The sequence below is a fragment of the Halarcobacter sp. genome (genome assembly GCF_963676935.1).
Lineage (GTDB): Bacteria > Campylobacterota > Campylobacteria > Campylobacterales > Arcobacteraceae > Halarcobacter.
The window spans coordinates 2,698,102-2,714,297 of the sequence record NZ_OY781470.1; the positions used below are offsets into that span (position 1 = coordinate 2,698,102).

Genomic DNA, 16,196 nt, shown 5'->3' on the forward strand with positions numbered 1-16,196 from the left:
GGATTACTTTATTTGTTTTTTAGAGCCAAGTTTAAAAATCCTTGAACTTATAGTTGCAAGTTTTAAGTACCCATTTCCCATTATAAATAATAAATCATTTTCTTGTAAATTTTCCCTTAAACTATCAAAAATTTTATCTTTATCATTTGTATCCATAATAACTTTTTTCTTCATTTCCTCATTTAGATTCTCATGAAGATAGTTTAAATATGGTCCTGTTGTATATAATAAATCAATAGGTGCATCATTTATATATGAGGCTAAAGCTGTATGTTGTTCTTTTGTAAATGAATTATCTTCTTCAGTTGAAGAACCTCCAATAACAGCTACAATTCTTCTATTTCCTTTTATATTTTTTAAATCTAAAAGTGCAGATCTCATCCCTTCAATTGCACCTCTTAAAGATTGATCATAATATAAAATCTTTTTATTATCAAAAACCACTTCAAATAATCTTCCCATTGTTTCATAACAAATTAAATTTTTATAGTTTTCACTAACTTTACTTATATTTTGAGATAATAAAGCAGCTACTAATAAGGCTGCAACACTTTGTAAAGGAGCATGATTTTGAAACATAGGAACTGTATAATCAACAATATTGTCTCTAATATTTGCTTTTACATCCCATGTAAAATCTTTATGATTAAAAGTGTTTTCTAATAAAAAGGCATCGGCATTGTTTTCTTTACTAAAAGTAAATATTTTAACATCAGGTCTTAATTCTTTTATTTTGTTCTTTAGTATCTCATATGTATCCATATCTTCATTTAAAATACAAAAACCATTAGGAACCATCCCAACTACAGCAGAAGCCTTTGCTTTTATAAAATTATCTAATGTTTTATGTACTCTCATATGATTTGGAGTAACATTTGTAAATACTACAATATTTGGTTTTACTATTTCACTTCTTTCAACACCCACTTCATATCTTGCTGCACCTGAAACTTCTAATATCTCTACCTTATCATCTTTTTTCATACTTAAAAGAGAATATAAGATTGGTAATTTTACATTTGCACTATTGATTATTGCATGGGTATTGATTAGGGGTGAAAGGATATGATGCAATTGGGTTTTAAATCCAGTTTTTCCTACACTTCCTGCAACTAAAACTCTTATAGGATTTAACTCATCTCTAATAGCACAAGCAACTTTTTCCATTGCTTTATTTACATCATCAACAACTAACATAGGTTTATTAAAAAATTGTGCATACTCTTTTTTATCAATAACTACAGCTGAAACTTTTTTTCTAAATATTTTTAATAATTCATATTCGATATCTATTGATTCTTTTCTCCATTTATCAAGTGCAATTGCAAAACTTAAATTACCCTCTTTTAAAACCCCATGGGTTCCAATTCCTGTAAAGTTAATGTTCTCTTTACAATTTATCCAATAGCCTTTTGTTATCTCTTTTAGTTTTTGTGCATCTAGATATATTTTTTCACTCATAATTATCCAATCTGTTCTCTTTTCCCTAAAGATAAAATATATTGACCAACATTGCCTAGTCTTAAATATGCACTTCCCATTACAAAAACACAATCATCATTTTCTATGTTTTTTATAAGATCTTCAACTAATAATTCTCTGTCATCACTATGCAGTTTTAATTTAGATTTTAATTCATCATTTAAGTTATCATGTAGATAATTTAAATACGGACCTGTAGTATAAAGTAAATCAATATCACTCTCATTTAAAAGTTTAGCAAGTTTTTCATGTTGTAATTTTGTAAATTCACCATCCTCTTCAATGGATGAACCACCTAAAAGTGCTATCTTTTTACCCTTGATTTTAAAGTTTTTTAAATCATTTAAAGCTGATTCCATACCTTGTATAGAGCCCCTTAAAGACTGGTCATAAAAAACAAAACTCTTTTTTTCTTCTGTAATTCTAAAAAGTCTACCCATTGTTTGAAAGGTACTAATGTTTTTATAATTTAATGCAGCCTCTTTTATATCATAACCTAAACTATCAACAACTAATAAAACTCCTAAACTCTGTATTGGAGCATGATTTTGAAACAATGGTAACTTATACTCAATCTCTTTTTCGTTTATCATAGCTTTTATATTCCAAGAGAAATCATCTGAATTAAACTCTTTTGAGATAATATGTGCATTATTCTCTTTTGATTCACCAAAAGTGATAATCTTTGCATCTTCTCTAATCTCTTTAATTACAGTTTTTAATTCTTGGGCATATAAAGCATCATTGTTTACAATACAAATACCATTTTCTTTTAAACCTTCAACTGCTGAAGCCTTGTTTCTAATTAGGTTTTCTACACTTTTATGAATATCCATATGAACTAAATTTATATCTGTAAAAACACAAATATTTGGAGAGATAATTTTACTTCTACTTACACCCCAACTATATTTTGCTGCACCTGATACTTCAACTATCTCAACTTTGTCATCACTTTTTAAACTTGCTAAAGAGTACAAAATTGGAAGTTTTATATTTCCACTATTTAAAATTGCATGGGTATTAACAATATCTTTTAAACAAGTATGCAATTGTATTTTAAAACCTGTTTTTCCTACAGTACCCCCTACAAATACCGTTTGAGGATTAACTTTTTCTCTTACTTCAATTGCAACTTTTCTTAACATTGAAGTTACATCATCCACAACAAGTACTGGTATTTTTAAGCCTTTTGCATACTCTTCTCTATCAACAACAATTGTGTTTACACCTTTTTTTACACAAGAGTTTATCCTTTCCATAATAACTTCAGAAGAAAGGTTTTCTTTTCTCCAATCTGATAAAGATACAAAAAAACTAATAAAACCTTTTCTAGCATCGCTGTGAGTTCCAACTCTTGAGTATAAAATATTTGGATTAAAATTAATCCATTTCCCACCTGTTATTTTTGTTAAATTTTCAGGAGTCAAATATATAGAATCTTCAATATTTAAAGGTATTTCAAAAGAGAATTTCTCAATAGTAGAAATAAACTTTGAAGCCATATCTTTGAACTTTGAAATCTCTTCAGCTGAAGCTTCTTCTATAGAGTAGTTATATAGTTTTTCATTTGGATTTTCTAATAATTTCTTAGTGCATTCCATCCCTTTTTTTATCTCATAAGCATACTCCTTATAAGAATAGGTACCATCAAAGTTTGGATTTTCAATCATTGTTGGTAATAAACCTTTATATAACAATAGATGATTTGTCAAAGTTAAAAATGTTCTACAGTTTCCATCTGGGAAAGGGTGTAATAACTCAATCTCCTGAATAAACTTAGCTATTTCACTTATGATATTATCTTCACCTTCTAGTTTTTGTAGTTTTTGATTAAATCTATTTACAATCTCTTCCATTTTTTTTGCAAATTGAAGTTGCACATAAGCTTTAGCTTCATAAAACTCTACAAAACTTCCTTTTTGATCCAAGATATTTTTAGTCTTTTCATCCAACTCTGGAAACCAAGGATTAAATTGTAGTTTTCCTCTTTTCATTAATCGTTTATATACATCAAAAACATCTAAATCTTTCGCAGATTTTTCAAAACCTTTATTATGAAAAAGCTTTACATTGTCATTTTTTCTTAATTCAAATAACTCTTTAAAAAACTCTAATGTTGTTCTTGCAGCAAAAAATTTAAAACCAGTTTCTTCACATCTTAAATCTCCTGGTGAAGCTTCCCTTAACGTTGAATGAACATTAAACATACAAATATGATGAAGGTTTCTTAAATAGTGGCAACTAACACCTTTTGATAAATCAAAATTTTCTAGCATATGGGTATATGCATTAATCATCCCTTGCGTTGAACCATTCTCTTGATTTTCATAACCTGTCCAACCACGATATTTTTTATGAAACCTTCCATCAATAAAAAGTCTCCATAATTGTCTTTTATCAATCTTTTTTAAAGCACTTATACCATCCATTAAATTACCCTTCACTCATATAAACTATTTTAATACTTTTAATAATCTTGCAAAAAAGCAAGCTGCATGTTGTACAGAATCAACCCTTACCCATTGTCTAGTTAATTTAAACCTAAAGCTATGTAGTGCTTTTTTAGGATTTATATGACAATAGTTTGATTTTTCATCATGAAAAGTTTTCATCAAACCTTCTGCACTTAACAACATATGCTCCATTATCCACGAAACCTTCTCTTCATCTTCTAAATATTTAGCCAAATAATAAGCACTAACTACACCTTCACATCTTGAAGCATCATGATAAACATGGTCTCCAAACTGATAAAAGAACCCACCTATATAATCTTTATTTCTTTTCAAAGTATTATATTCTGTATACATATGCTTAAACATCTGTTTTGTATCATTAAATACAAAATCTATATAAGCTTGTTTTTTTAAGCCATCTACTTTTACCCACTCCTCAATTGCTTGCATAAGCCATGCATCTGCTGGTAAGGGTTCAAATAAATAATCATACTTTATGGGTCTAATATCAACTAAAAAATCTAATGCTTTTTCACTTTTTTCTTTTATCTCTTCTTGAAGTTTTTCATCGACATTTTTCATATGTCGATAGTATAAAGCTAGACCCAAAAGAGCTTCACCGGGATAATAAAAAGAGAATAATTCTTTTTTTGTTTCATCATCAGGATTAATTATTGGTTTCCCATCATTATATTTAGGATGGATATAATAACCAATCATTTCACCCTCTTCATCAATTCTACTAAGAATATGTCTTACTAGACCCTCCATATATTTATTATATTTATTACTTTTAGAATTAAGATAATAATGCATTAAAGATACAAGTCCTATTCCAGCCCCACCAAGTTTAGATTTTTTGTTAAAAAAAGGGAAACAAGAATATTTTCCATCTATTTTTTCTTCTTTAAATGTTGAGATAAAAAAATCAATTGAATCTTTTGCTTTTTCTAAATAACTCTTTTCACCTGTTAATTCATATCCTCTAAGTAAAGTTATCGTTCCACCACTATGTCTTAATATATTATTATATAAAGGATCAATCATATTAGGATGCATATCATCAACTATTGTATTTTTATAAGGGTCGTAAAAATATAAAAAACTTCCATTATCATTCATATTTTCAACTAACCAATTAATACTTTTAATAGTTTTATCATAAACTATTTCTTTATTAAAATCTACAGGTAAAGGGTACCCCCTTTGTAATTCTAATACCTGATTTTCGTAACTTACATAAGCTTTTGAATCTATAAAAGTATATTCTATATCTTCCCTTCTCATTAAATGAACACGTTCACTAATTTTATTTGTTCTTTTTGCTATATCACACTGTTTTGATAGAAAATTTAATAACTGATTTACACTCATGATAGACTTGGTATAAGCATCCGTTGGCATAAAATAGTGAAGAATATTTTTATATTTCCATTTTAAACCATTTACTCCAGGTTCAAACCTATTTGGAGAGTTCATTTTCATTGTGGTTAAATTTCTTATATTGCAAGGATATTCTTTAGTGACTATCTCAAATAAAATACGACATTTTGTTTTATCAAGTAAATTAAAATTTAAAAAGTTAGGATTTGTTCGTAATTTAAAAATTACTCTATTTATACTATCTTCAAAAGTATTCTTTTTTGACCCCCATCTAATTGGTCTTTGAGCTTCTTGAAAAAGAGTTATATATATTTGAGAGATTTTAGGGTCAAAATCTATTTTATTTTTATTAGTTGCTACAAAAGGCTTATTATATGATAAAGCCTCTCTTATATCATTAAAAAGATTTTCTACAGTCTTTATCATATATCACCTTTTTCTATCTAGTTTCTATTCTAAATTCAACTCTTCTTGATAATTCATAATTCTCACTTCCATCTTTGTTATAAATAACTTCTGAAGATGATTTACCTTCAGGGATAAAAGTATTTTGTATAAAATTTTTATTATCTAAAACTATTGAATTATTAATTCCTTCTAAATATTCTAAAATAGCATCTGCTCTTTTTTGAGATAAAATTTTATTTTTTTCAAATTTTTCCTCAGGTGTTGGAGCTGTTCTGTATCTAGATGAAGTATGACCCTCCACATGAATATTTATAATCTCATTGTTATAATTTTTTAAGATATTTACATATTTAGGAAAAAATTGATTTAAAATCTTTTTATACTTATCATTTATTTTACTACTTCCCCTTTTAAACATCATAGCTGGATCTTTAAATCTAAATGTTAATGTATCTTCATCTAACTGGGCATTCCATATTGCAAAATCATCTTTAAACTCATCATTTAAAACATCATATAATTCATTTATCACATAAATTTTTAACTCATCTTCAACTTTTCCTCTTTGACTAGCAGAGTTTATAGCCATAGCCATTACATTGTATGTTCCATTTTCAACTTTTGTCTCAACTTGTGCACACCATCTATTATCTTTTAATTCTGCTTCAGTTACGGTTTTCCCACCATCAAATGTTATTTGTACTTGTTTTACATCCGAGTCAATAATATTCCCACATATTTTTGGAGTATTATCATTGATTACATCATTATCATCAATTGTAATTAAATTATAAAACTGTTCTTTAGGCTCAACTTCCACCTCTTCTTTATTTGAACAAATAGGTTCAATATCATCAGCTCTTAAAAGTTTAGAGATATAAACATCATTTGTTTTAGAAGCATAATGTAATGCAGACATTTCGTACTTATCTAAAGTATCTCTATTTGCTCCATTACAAATTAAAAGTTTTGATACATTTGTGTAACCATTTCTAGTAGAATCTATTAAAGGTGTATCACCATATTTATCTTTTGTATTAACATCTGCACCTTTTTCAACTAATAGTTTTGCAATATCAAAATGATTAAATCTAGCTGCAAGATGTAAAGGGGTATAACCAAATCTATCTTTTTTGTTTAAATCTACACCTTTATTAATAAAAGTTTTAACTAATTCTAAATCGTTAATTCTAACTGCATCATGTATTGTTGTACCAATTGTATTCTCTTTTTTTGCACTTATATCTGATAAATTTAATTGATTTTCTTTTTTTACACAACCTGTAAATATGAAAATTGTAACTATAAAAAATGAATATATTAATTTTTTTGACATTAGTATGTACCTCTTTTTGATAAAAAATAAAATTATTATACTTATATGTAGTTAATAAACAGTTAATATAGCCCTAAAAAGGTTTATTTATATCTCCTCTTCTTTATCTAATTCTATTGTAAATACTGCACCTTTATATTGTTTTTCATCATATTTAAAAGTTTCATTATTTAAATAAAATTTTCCTTTTAAATGCTTAACTACTATTTCTTTACTCATATATAAGCCTATTCCTGTGCCCTGTTTATCTTTTTTTGTTGTAAAGTATGGTTCAAAAATCTTATCTTTTATATTTTCAGGGACTCCTCCTGCGTTATCTTTTATACTAATAAATATCTTTTTATCTTTCTCATACATATCAATAAAAATTAATTTTTTACTATCTTTATCAAGTAATTCATCTTTTGCATTATTGAATATATTTATCAATACTTGAATTAATTCATTTTCAATAGTTTGAAACTCTATAAAATCAATATTTGAAACAATTTCAATATCATGGGCTTTAAACTGAGCACTAAGTAGAGTCATAACTTTTTTAAATATATCTTGAGCTAAACACTTTTTAAACTTTTTGTCAGGTTTAAAAAAGTTCCTAAAATCATCAATTGTACCTGATAAATATTTAATAGTATTTGCAACTTGGTCAAAAGATTCATTTAACTCTTTATCTTCTAAAATCCCTAACTCTTTTTTTAACTTCATTCCACTAGTTACCGTTAATATATTTGATAAAGGTTGTCTCCATTGGTGAGCAATATTTCCAATCATCTCTCCCATACCTGCCATTCTTGATTGATATGCCAATATATTTTGTTGCCTTGTATTATCTTTAATATGTTTGTCAATTTCCTTTCTATAAGTTATAAATTTTTTTTCTAATAAGGAAGTAATATATATGGATAAAAATAAAAAAATTATAGTTAATATCAAAGCAATAATTAACATATCTTGTATATATTTTTCAAATCTTTTTTCATATTTTTCTTGTGTATTATTTATTTTTTCATATAATTCATCTTCATAAAAACCTGTACCTATTATCCATTTTAAATTAGGGACATTTTTTATATATACAGTTTTCATTGATAAATTTTTTTTATTTGGATTAAATATCCCTTCATATTGCAAAAAACTTTCCCCTTTTTTACCAGTATCTACAACTTTTTTCCCTATCGAATACATTTGTTTATTTTCCTTAAACTCTTTATAATTTCTATTTTCAATTTTTTTATTTAAATGAACTAATGAGTTTCCATCATAATCAAATACAAAAATATACCCATTCTTCCCATACCTCAATTCTCTTAAATAAGTTAATATATTCTCTTTCACATCTACTTCAAAATCTTCTAAATATTCACCTGTACCTATAAACCAATTATAAGGAGTAAACTTTTTAAAAAAACCTATCTTTTTAACCTCTTTAGACTCATTGTCATCTGGTTTTTCCCAATACCAATCATAAAATGTTTCATCACTATTTGATAATATTTCTTTCATCTCCTGTAAAAGAAAGGTGCCTTTTAAATCTTGATAATTCCATAAAGACTTCCCTTCAAGATTTGGGAAACCAGCATTCAATATATTTTTCCCATCAGTTTCATAAATAAATAGATAACCTCTAGTTTTATTAAATCTTATAGGTCTTAGTGCATTTATAATCATCTTTTTTACATCTTCTTCTGATTTATCAGCATTTTGTTTATAGATATTCATCGCAATAGCATGTGCATTCAGAACTTCTTTTTTTAAAGATTCTTTTAATTTTTTTTCTGTGTTATTAAAAGTTTTATTAGTATAAGTGCAAGCTCTATTTACAATCTCTTTAATTTTTTCTTTGTTAATTGTTATATATTCTTTTTTCATACTATTTTTTTCTGTTTGAAAAATTGCATTTTGATCAATATATGTAAAAATGATAACAAAAATAGAAAAAAGGAAAATCAGTATCAATGGAGTATATTTTATAAGTTTTAAAAGTTGTTTTTCATTTTTTGATTTCATGATAATAGCTACCTTTAATAATCAATTATAATATTAAAATCCTGAAATCAGGAAATTATTATTACTTTTTTGGTAAATTAATTAAAAATTATAAAAAAGGAAACACTATAAAAAAGACAATAAAATTAATATTATTACCTATATTAATTGTTATAACACTAACTGTTTTAGCATCAAATTACTTACACTACAAAATGAAAGATGAAGTAATTGCATATTATTTAATTGCAAATGAAATTACAAACTTACAAGATGTATATACTCTTTGTTCAGGATTATTACTTTCAAATCCTTCTAAAAACAATCTTCAAACTTGCAATTTAATTTCTAATAAAATTGAACAAAAAACTGTACAGATAAAAGAGTCTTGTCCTCATATATATTTTTATACTAAATATATAAAATAATAAAAAAATTACCATTTTTATAATATTTTCTTTACAAAAATAATTTTTTTTGATAAACTAACAAAAAACTTGCCAAACCTAAAGCGATTTAGGGACGGAAAGCCACGAGTCTCAAGTAGATAGTCGGGTTGCACATTTTATTTATGCCCTCTTTGAGACTCCTAAATTAAGGAGTAAAAAATGTATACTATTAAACCTCAAGTAAAAGTTTCTATTAAAATTCTTTGTATCTATTTTTTCATTTGGAGTTTACCTCTAAGTACAATAGTTTTAAATGTTGTTAAAGAAAGAGAAATCTTTAATATAAATGTATTAGTAGCTTTTTTTCTAGGATTAGTAATAAATTTAGTGTGGGATTTTGCACTTATATCAATACAAAAAAAAGAGTACCATAAGAGTTACTTATGATACTCATTAGATATGCATGAAATTAATCAAGGAAATAATAACGCTATTTATATAAATTTATCCTTAATATTCCATAAGTTTTACTTATAATAAACACTTTTTTTAAAATTTACATTATTAAAAATCTAAAATTCACTTAAGCTTATTAAAATATAAACTATTTATAATAAATATACATATTCGTAATATTATTGAAACCTAAACTATATATAATATATAAATTAAATCATGAAAGGATTTACTTTGTTAGCAACTATACCTAATGATTCCCGTTACAAGATGGTTGAAAAGACCATGAAAAAATTAAATTATGATAGAAGTGCGCTAATTGAGACATTACATACTGCACAAGAAAGTTTTGGTTATCTTGAAAATGAAACGTTGAAATTCATTGCAAGAAGGCTTAAAATACCTTTTTCAAAAGTATATGGTGTTGCAACATTTTACCATTACTTTAGACTAAAACCTAAAGGAAAACATACAATAGTTGTTTGCATGGGTACAGCCTGCTATATAAAAAATGCAAATAAAATACTTGAAAGACTTGAACAAAGATTTAAAATAAAAGCAGGAGAAACTACAAAAGATAATTTGGTTTCTCTAATTAGTGCTAGATGTGTTGGGGCATGTTCATTGGCACCTATTGCTATTTATGATAATAAGTCTGTTGGTCATCTAGATGTTGATCAATCAATTATTGAAGCTGAGGAGTTAATAAAATGTTAGATTCATTAGAAAATTTAAAAAAACTTGCTCAAGAAAAAAGAGATTTAAAAAGAAATTCCCATGAAGAATTAAGAGTTTGTGTTGGTAGTGGTTGCTGTTCTTTAGGTTCAGAAGAACTTCTAAAAGATTTAAAAAAAGAGATAAAAGATAATGGTTTAGATGAAAGATGCAAAGTAAAGGGGGTTGGATGCAATGGTTTATGCTCTGAAGCAATTATGGTTTCACATTACCACAAAGTAAAAGACTCCGCATCAATTTATAGTAAAATAAGTGCTACGGACTCAAATAGTTTTATTGAAACCCTTAATAAACAAACACCAATAAAGAAAAAAAAATGTGATGTTACACAAAGTTTTTTTACAAGACAAAAGAAAATTGTTTTAGAAAATGCGGGTATTGTAGACCCTGATGATATTGATGACTATATTGCCTATGATGGATACTTAGGATTATATACTGCATTAGAAGATATGTCACCTCAAGATGTTATAAATGAGATAAAAATATCTGGATTAAGAGGTAGAGGTGGTGGTGGATACCCTACTGGATTAAAATGGGAAACTGTATCAAAAGTTGATGCCCAACAAAAATATATTATATGTAATGGGGATGAGGGAGATCCTGGTGCTTTCATGGATAGAGCAATAATGGAAGCTGATCCACATAAGATTATAGAGGGCATGGCATTGGCTGGTTATGCTTGTGGAGCAACAAAGGGCTTTATATATGTAAGGGCAGAGTATCCAATTGCTGTACAAAAATTAAATAAAGCAATTAAACAAGCCAGAAAAAAGGGAATTCTTGGAAACCAAATTGCAGATAGTGGTTTTAGTTTTGATATTGAAGTACGATTAGGTGGAGGAGCATTCGTATGTGGTGAAGCAACAGCTTTAGTTGCTTCAATAGAAGGGAATAGAGGGAATCCAAGACAAAAGCCTCCACACTTAAGTGATTATGGTTTATGGAAGTCTCCTACTGTGTTAAACAATGTGGAAACATTTGCAAATATTACTCCTATAATAAGAAATGGTGGAGAATGGTTCAAAAGTATTGGAACTGAGAAATCTCCTGGAACAAAAGTTTTTGCCTTAACAGGTCATATTAAAAATACCGGTTTAGTTGAAGTCCCTATGGGAATTACACTAAGGGAATTAATTTACGATGTTGGTGGAGGCTTAAATGAAGGGAAAAAGTTAAAAGCTATTCAAACAGGAGGTCCAAGTGGAGGATGTATTCCTGAAGAACTTCTTGATATACCAGTTGATTATGAATCATTAAAATCAATAGGCTCTATCATGGGTAGTGGTGGGCTTATTGTTATGGATGACAGTTCTAATATGGTTGAAGTTGCAAGATTTTTTATGGAATTTTGTCAAAGTGAATCTTGTGGAAAATGTGTTCCATGTAGAGTGGGAACTTCAGAATTAACAAATCTATTAGATAAATTTATAAAAAAAGATGCAACAAAAAGTGATTTTGAACTTCTAAAAAATATGTGTGAAGTTGTACAAGACACCAGTCTTTGTGGACTTGGTCAAACAGCACCAAATCCAGTATTAAGTACAATAAAATATTTCGAAGAAGAATATTTAGAGGGGATTAAAGATGCTTAAAGATAAAGTTAGGGTTAAAACATTCAAAATTGATGAAGTTGATGTTACAGGAAGATCTGATGCTACAATTTTAGAAGTTGCAAATGAGCATGGCATAAAAATCCCAACACTATGTTATTTAGAGGGATTAAGTAGTGTAGGTTCATGTAGGATGTGTATGGTTGAAGTAAAAGGAGCAAAAGGTTTAGTTCCTGCATGTACTTCAAAGATAAAAGAGGGGATGGAAGTTACTACAAATTCAGAAAAACTTCAATCCCATAGAAAAATGGTTTTATCAATGATTTTTGCAGAAAGAACCCACACTTGCAGTGTTTGTGTTTCAAATGGTCATTGTGAACTACAAGATCAAGCTATTGAGTTAGGACTTGAACATAGTCATGTGCCATATATTCATAAAAACTTTGAAATAGATGCTTCACATAAAGATTATGTTTACGACCCAAATAGATGTATTCTTTGTACAAGATGTATTAGAGTTTGTGATGAAGTAGAAGGAGCCCATGCCCTTGATTTATTTGGACGGGGGATAGATTCAAAAATCATCCATGATATGGATGAACCATGGGCTGATAGTGAAAGTTGTACAAGTTGTGGAAAATGTGTTCAAGTTTGCCCAACAGGTTCACTTTTTGAAAAAGGTCTAAGTGCAACAGAGATGGTTAAAAAGAAAAATATAGTAACAAATCTAATTCAAGCAAGGAAAAACAAATGATAGATACTGAAAAAATTAGAGTTGGAACAATATGGCTTGATGGATGCTCTGGTTGTCATATGTCTTTTTTAGATATGGATGAAAGAATTATTGAATTAGCTGAATATATGGATGTTGTTTATAGCCCATATGTTGATGCAAAAGAGGTACCAAAAAATATCGACCTTTTTATTGTTGAAGGAGCAATAAGTACAGACCATGATTTAAAGATTATAAATACAATAAGAAAAAATTCTAAAAAAATATTAGCCCTTGGAGATTGTGCAATTACAGGAAATGTATCCACATTAAAAAATCTTGCAGGTACAGATGCGGCATTAGAAAAAGGATATTTTGATTTAGCTGATTTAAATAAAGGGAAATATCCAGATAAAATTGTTCCTAAACTTTTAGAAAAAGTTATACCCCTAAATGAAGCTGTGGATGTTGACTATTTTGTACCAGGTTGTCCAACTCCTGCAAATGCTATTTATGAAGTGTTAAAAGGGCTTATAAATGGAATTGAAGTTGATGTTAGCAAATACACAAGATTTGGTATATAAAAGGATTAAGAATGGGTGAGAAAATAGTTATAAGTCCAGTAACAAGAATAGAGGGTCATGCTAAAATCACAATAGATTTAAATGAAAAAAAAGAGGTTGAGGATGCAAGAATACATGTAACTCAATATAGGGGATTTGAAAAAATTTGTGAAGGAAGACCTTATACAGAAATGCCAGCACTTACAGCTAGAACATGTGGTATATGTCCTGTAAGTCATGCTATAGCTTCATCAAAAGCTTGTGATAACCTTTTGGCAGTTCGGCCACCAAAAGCAGCTAGGAACTTAAGAAGAATTATAAACTTAGCTCAAATAGTTCAATCACATGCTTTAAACTTTTATCATCTTAGTAGTCCAGATTTTGTTTATGGATTTGATGCAAAACCAGAAGATAGAAATATATTTAAACTTATGCAAACTAATCCAGAAATGGCAAAAGATGGAATTAAACTAAGAGCTTTTGGTCAAAAAATTATTGAAACTCTTGGGGGAAAAAGAATCCATCCAACATGGATTGTTCCAGGTGGAGTAAGTCATGAGATTACCAAAGAAACAAAAGAGAGTATCTTAGCTCAAATTCCTGAAGCAATGGATATAGCCCAAAATACACTTAAATATTATATTCAAAGTCTGCATAAATTTGAGAAAGAGATAAACTCTTTTGCAAATTTTCCATCACTATTTATGTCTATTGTAAGTAAAAAGGGAAAACTTGAGCACTATGATGGATTTTTAAAATTTATTGATAGCCAAGGAAATATTCTAGAAGAAAAAATTGACCCAAAAGATTATAAAGATTATATTGGAGAAGCTGTTGAAGAGGATAGTTTTCTAAAATCTCCATATTATAAGCCATTAGGTTATAAAGAAGGAATGTATAGAGTTGGACCCCTTGCTAGATTAAATATTGCAAATAGATGTGGAACATATTTAGCAGATATTGAATTTGAAAGATTTAAAAACCTAAACAATGGAAAACCTGTGTTAAATTCATTTTATTACCATTATGCAAGACTAATTGAAATTATCTATGCAATAGAAAGAATAGAAGAGTTATTAAATGAAGAACAAACACTAGATTCACAAATAAGAGCCTATGCAAGTATTAACAGAAATCAAGGAGTAGGTTGTTCAGAAGCACCAAGAGGTACTTTATTCCATGATTATAAATCTGATAATAATGGAGTAATCACAGGAGTAAATCTAATAATTGCAACAGGGAATAACAATCTTGCTATGAATCAAGGTGTAAAACAAGTTGCCCAAACTTTTGTTGATGGTAAAGATATAAGAGATGGGGATTTAAATAGAGTCGAAGCTGTTATTAGATGTTTTGACCCTTGTTTAAGTTGTTCAACCCATGCTTTAGGAGTAATCTCTTCAAATATTGAGATAAGAGATTTTAATAAAAATATTATAGAAAATATAAAAAGAGGATAAATTGCTAATAATAGTTGGTTTTGGCAATGAATTAAGGGGAGAAGATGCTTTTGGAGTAGATGTAATAGCTAAACTTCAAAAGCTACAACTTCCCAATACAAAACTTATATCAACTTTTCAACTAACCCCTGAATTATCTTTAGAATTAAAAGATGCAAAAAAAATTATATTTATTGATGCCTCTTATTGCATAGACAATCAATATAAACTTGCTTGTGCTTTAGATAATCACTCATCAAACTCTCTTTCCCATCAAATAAGTATTAAAACACTAATGTATATGATAAAAGAACTTTATAGTAAAAATCCAACTTATGAAGTTTTTTCAATGTTAACAAACAGTTTTAATGAAATTCAAAATAAAAAAAATTATGAGAGATGTATAAAAGAGACCATAAAGTCTCTTCAAATAGTTAACTAAAAAAGTTAACTATTTAAAAAAGAGTCTTCAACTGCTTGAATCTCTTTTGTCGAACCAAAATATATAGGTGTTTTTTGACCAATTTCAACAGAAGTCATATCAAGAATTCTTCCTTTTTTACTAATTGCTCTACCACCTGCTTGCTCTATTATATATGAAATAGGGAAAGCCTCAAATATAACTTCTAACTTACCATCAGGGAAAGATTTAGTTGAAGGAGAAGTATATACTCCACCTTTTTTAAACAATATTTGATGTGTATCTAAAGATAAAGAATCTGAAAATCTTAGTCTATATCCTTTGTTAAAAAAGCTATTAACTAATTGCTTGTGCTCTTCACTCCACTCAGGTACAAGACCAGCCGTAGAGTTAATTCTACCCTCATTTGCTAAAAGAAGAGGCTCTTGTTCAATAAACTCTCCATCTTCAAAAGAGAAATAAATAACCCCTTCTGTTTTTGAAGCAAACACTAATTGAAAAGTTGGTCCATATGTTATATACATCGCAGCTTTAAGGTGAAATGCATCCATATGAGATTCATAAATACCAAAAATTGAACCGAGTGAAAAATTCACATCCAATAAATCTAAGTTGTCTATTGCAACATAACTTATTTTATATTTTCCACTCTCATTAATTGTTGTATACTCTTTTTTATCTTTACCAATAAAACCATGTACAGATTTTACTTTTTTTAGTTCTCTTTGTATAACCTCTGAACAGTATTTATGTACACTGTCGTGCATCTGTTTATCAGAAAGACCTCTTTCTAAAAAGCTTTCACAATTTACAAATACATTTTTTTCTATATCTTCTGCAATATTTGTTATCGCATTAAAAACAGCTATCATTA

The 16,196-nt window shown here is 28.0% G+C and carries 14 protein-coding genes and 1 riboswitch; of the genes, 8 read left to right on the forward strand and 6 right to left on the reverse strand.

All coding sequences use genetic code 11. The features are described 5' to 3' along the window. Window positions 1-3: 3 nt before the first annotated feature. From ACKU4C_RS13135 to ACKU4C_RS13155, 5 genes are all read right to left on the reverse strand, one after another. Window positions 4-1,461: a Mur ligase family protein gene (locus tag ACKU4C_RS13135; RefSeq protein WP_321312707.1), complete on the reverse strand. Its 1,458-nt coding sequence runs from the start codon at window positions 1,459-1,461 to the stop codon at window positions 4-6. Window positions 1,462-1,463: 2 nt separating this feature from the next. Beyond that, the gene (locus tag ACKU4C_RS13140; RefSeq protein ID WP_321312709.1) at window positions 1,464-3,914 is read right to left on the reverse strand and encodes a Mur ligase family protein; all 2,451 of its coding nucleotides are present in this window, start codon (window positions 3,912-3,914) and stop codon (window positions 1,464-1,466) included. Window positions 3,915-3,938: 24 nt separating this feature from the next. Then, complete coding sequence (locus ACKU4C_RS13145) at window positions 3,939-5,750, reverse strand: protein containing Six-hairpin glycosidase-like domain protein (RefSeq protein WP_321312711.1); 1,812 nt, start codon at window positions 5,748-5,750, stop codon at window positions 3,939-3,941. A gap of 13 nt (window positions 5,751-5,763) precedes the next feature. Continuing rightward, window positions 5,764-7,068 carry an ankyrin repeat domain-containing protein gene (locus ACKU4C_RS13150; RefSeq protein WP_321312713.1) on the reverse strand — a complete coding sequence of 435 codons (1,305 nt, stop codon included), beginning with the start codon at window positions 7,066-7,068 and terminating at the stop codon, window positions 5,764-5,766. 87 nt (window positions 7,069-7,155) lie between these two features. Beyond that, complete coding sequence (locus ACKU4C_RS13155; protein WP_321312716.1) at window positions 7,156-9,075, reverse strand: cache domain-containing protein; 1,920 nt, start codon at window positions 9,073-9,075, stop codon at window positions 7,156-7,158. A gap of 194 nt (window positions 9,076-9,269) precedes the next feature. Between ACKU4C_RS13155 and ACKU4C_RS13160 the strand changes: the two genes are divergently transcribed. The 8 genes from ACKU4C_RS13160 to ACKU4C_RS13195 all read left to right on the forward strand — a co-directional run bounded on the left by ACKU4C_RS13160 (window position 9,270) and on the right by ACKU4C_RS13195 (window position 15,343). Beyond that, window positions 9,270-9,482 (forward strand): hypothetical protein, encoded by a 213-nt coding sequence (locus ACKU4C_RS13160; protein WP_321312718.1) that lies wholly within the window; start codon window positions 9,270-9,272, stop codon window positions 9,480-9,482. Between the two features lie 61 nt (window positions 9,483-9,543). Beyond that, a riboswitch (cyclic di-GMP riboswitch) is annotated at window positions 9,544-9,618 on the forward strand. Between the two features lie 44 nt (window positions 9,619-9,662). Next, on the forward strand, window positions 9,663-9,890 hold the full coding sequence (locus ACKU4C_RS13165; protein ID WP_321312720.1) for a hypothetical protein: 228 nt from the start codon (window positions 9,663-9,665) through the stop codon (window positions 9,888-9,890). 243 nt (window positions 9,891-10,133) lie between these two features. Further along, on the forward strand, window positions 10,134-10,616 hold the full coding sequence (gene hoxE / locus ACKU4C_RS13170; RefSeq protein ID WP_321312722.1) for a bidirectional hydrogenase complex protein HoxE: 483 nt from the start codon (window positions 10,134-10,136) through the stop codon (window positions 10,614-10,616). Then, entirely contained in the window at window positions 10,610-12,229 is a 1,620-nt protein-coding gene (locus ACKU4C_RS13175) for a NuoF family protein (RefSeq protein WP_321312724.1), read from the forward strand. Before hoxE ends, ACKU4C_RS13175 begins: the two co-directional genes overlap by 7 nt. Then, on the forward strand, window positions 12,222-12,941 hold the full coding sequence (gene hoxU, locus ACKU4C_RS13180; protein ID WP_321312727.1) for a bidirectional hydrogenase complex protein HoxU: 720 nt from the start codon (window positions 12,222-12,224) through the stop codon (window positions 12,939-12,941). Before ACKU4C_RS13175 ends, hoxU begins: the two co-directional genes overlap by 8 nt. Further along, window positions 12,938-13,483 carry a hypothetical protein gene (locus ACKU4C_RS13185; RefSeq protein WP_321312729.1) on the forward strand — a complete coding sequence of 182 codons (546 nt, stop codon included), beginning with the start codon at window positions 12,938-12,940 and terminating at the stop codon, window positions 13,481-13,483. The genes hoxU and ACKU4C_RS13185 overlap by 4 nt, the downstream gene beginning before the upstream one ends. 11 nt (window positions 13,484-13,494) lie before the next feature. Beyond that, window positions 13,495-14,922, forward strand: a complete 1,428-nt coding sequence (locus ACKU4C_RS13190) for a Ni/Fe hydrogenase subunit alpha (protein ID WP_321312731.1) — start codon at window positions 13,495-13,497, stop codon at window positions 14,920-14,922. Between the two features lies 1 nt (window position 14,923). Next, window positions 14,924-15,343 carry a hypothetical protein gene (locus tag ACKU4C_RS13195; protein ID WP_321312733.1) on the forward strand — a complete coding sequence of 140 codons (420 nt, stop codon included), beginning with the start codon at window positions 14,924-14,926 and terminating at the stop codon, window positions 15,341-15,343. Window positions 15,344-15,348: 5 nt separating this feature from the next. Here the strand turns inward: ACKU4C_RS13195 and ACKU4C_RS13200 are convergent, their stop codons facing one another. Continuing rightward, window positions 15,349-16,194, reverse strand: a complete 846-nt coding sequence (locus ACKU4C_RS13200) for a hypothetical protein (protein WP_321312735.1) — start codon at window positions 16,192-16,194, stop codon at window positions 15,349-15,351. Between the last annotated feature and the right edge of the window lie 2 nt (window positions 16,195-16,196).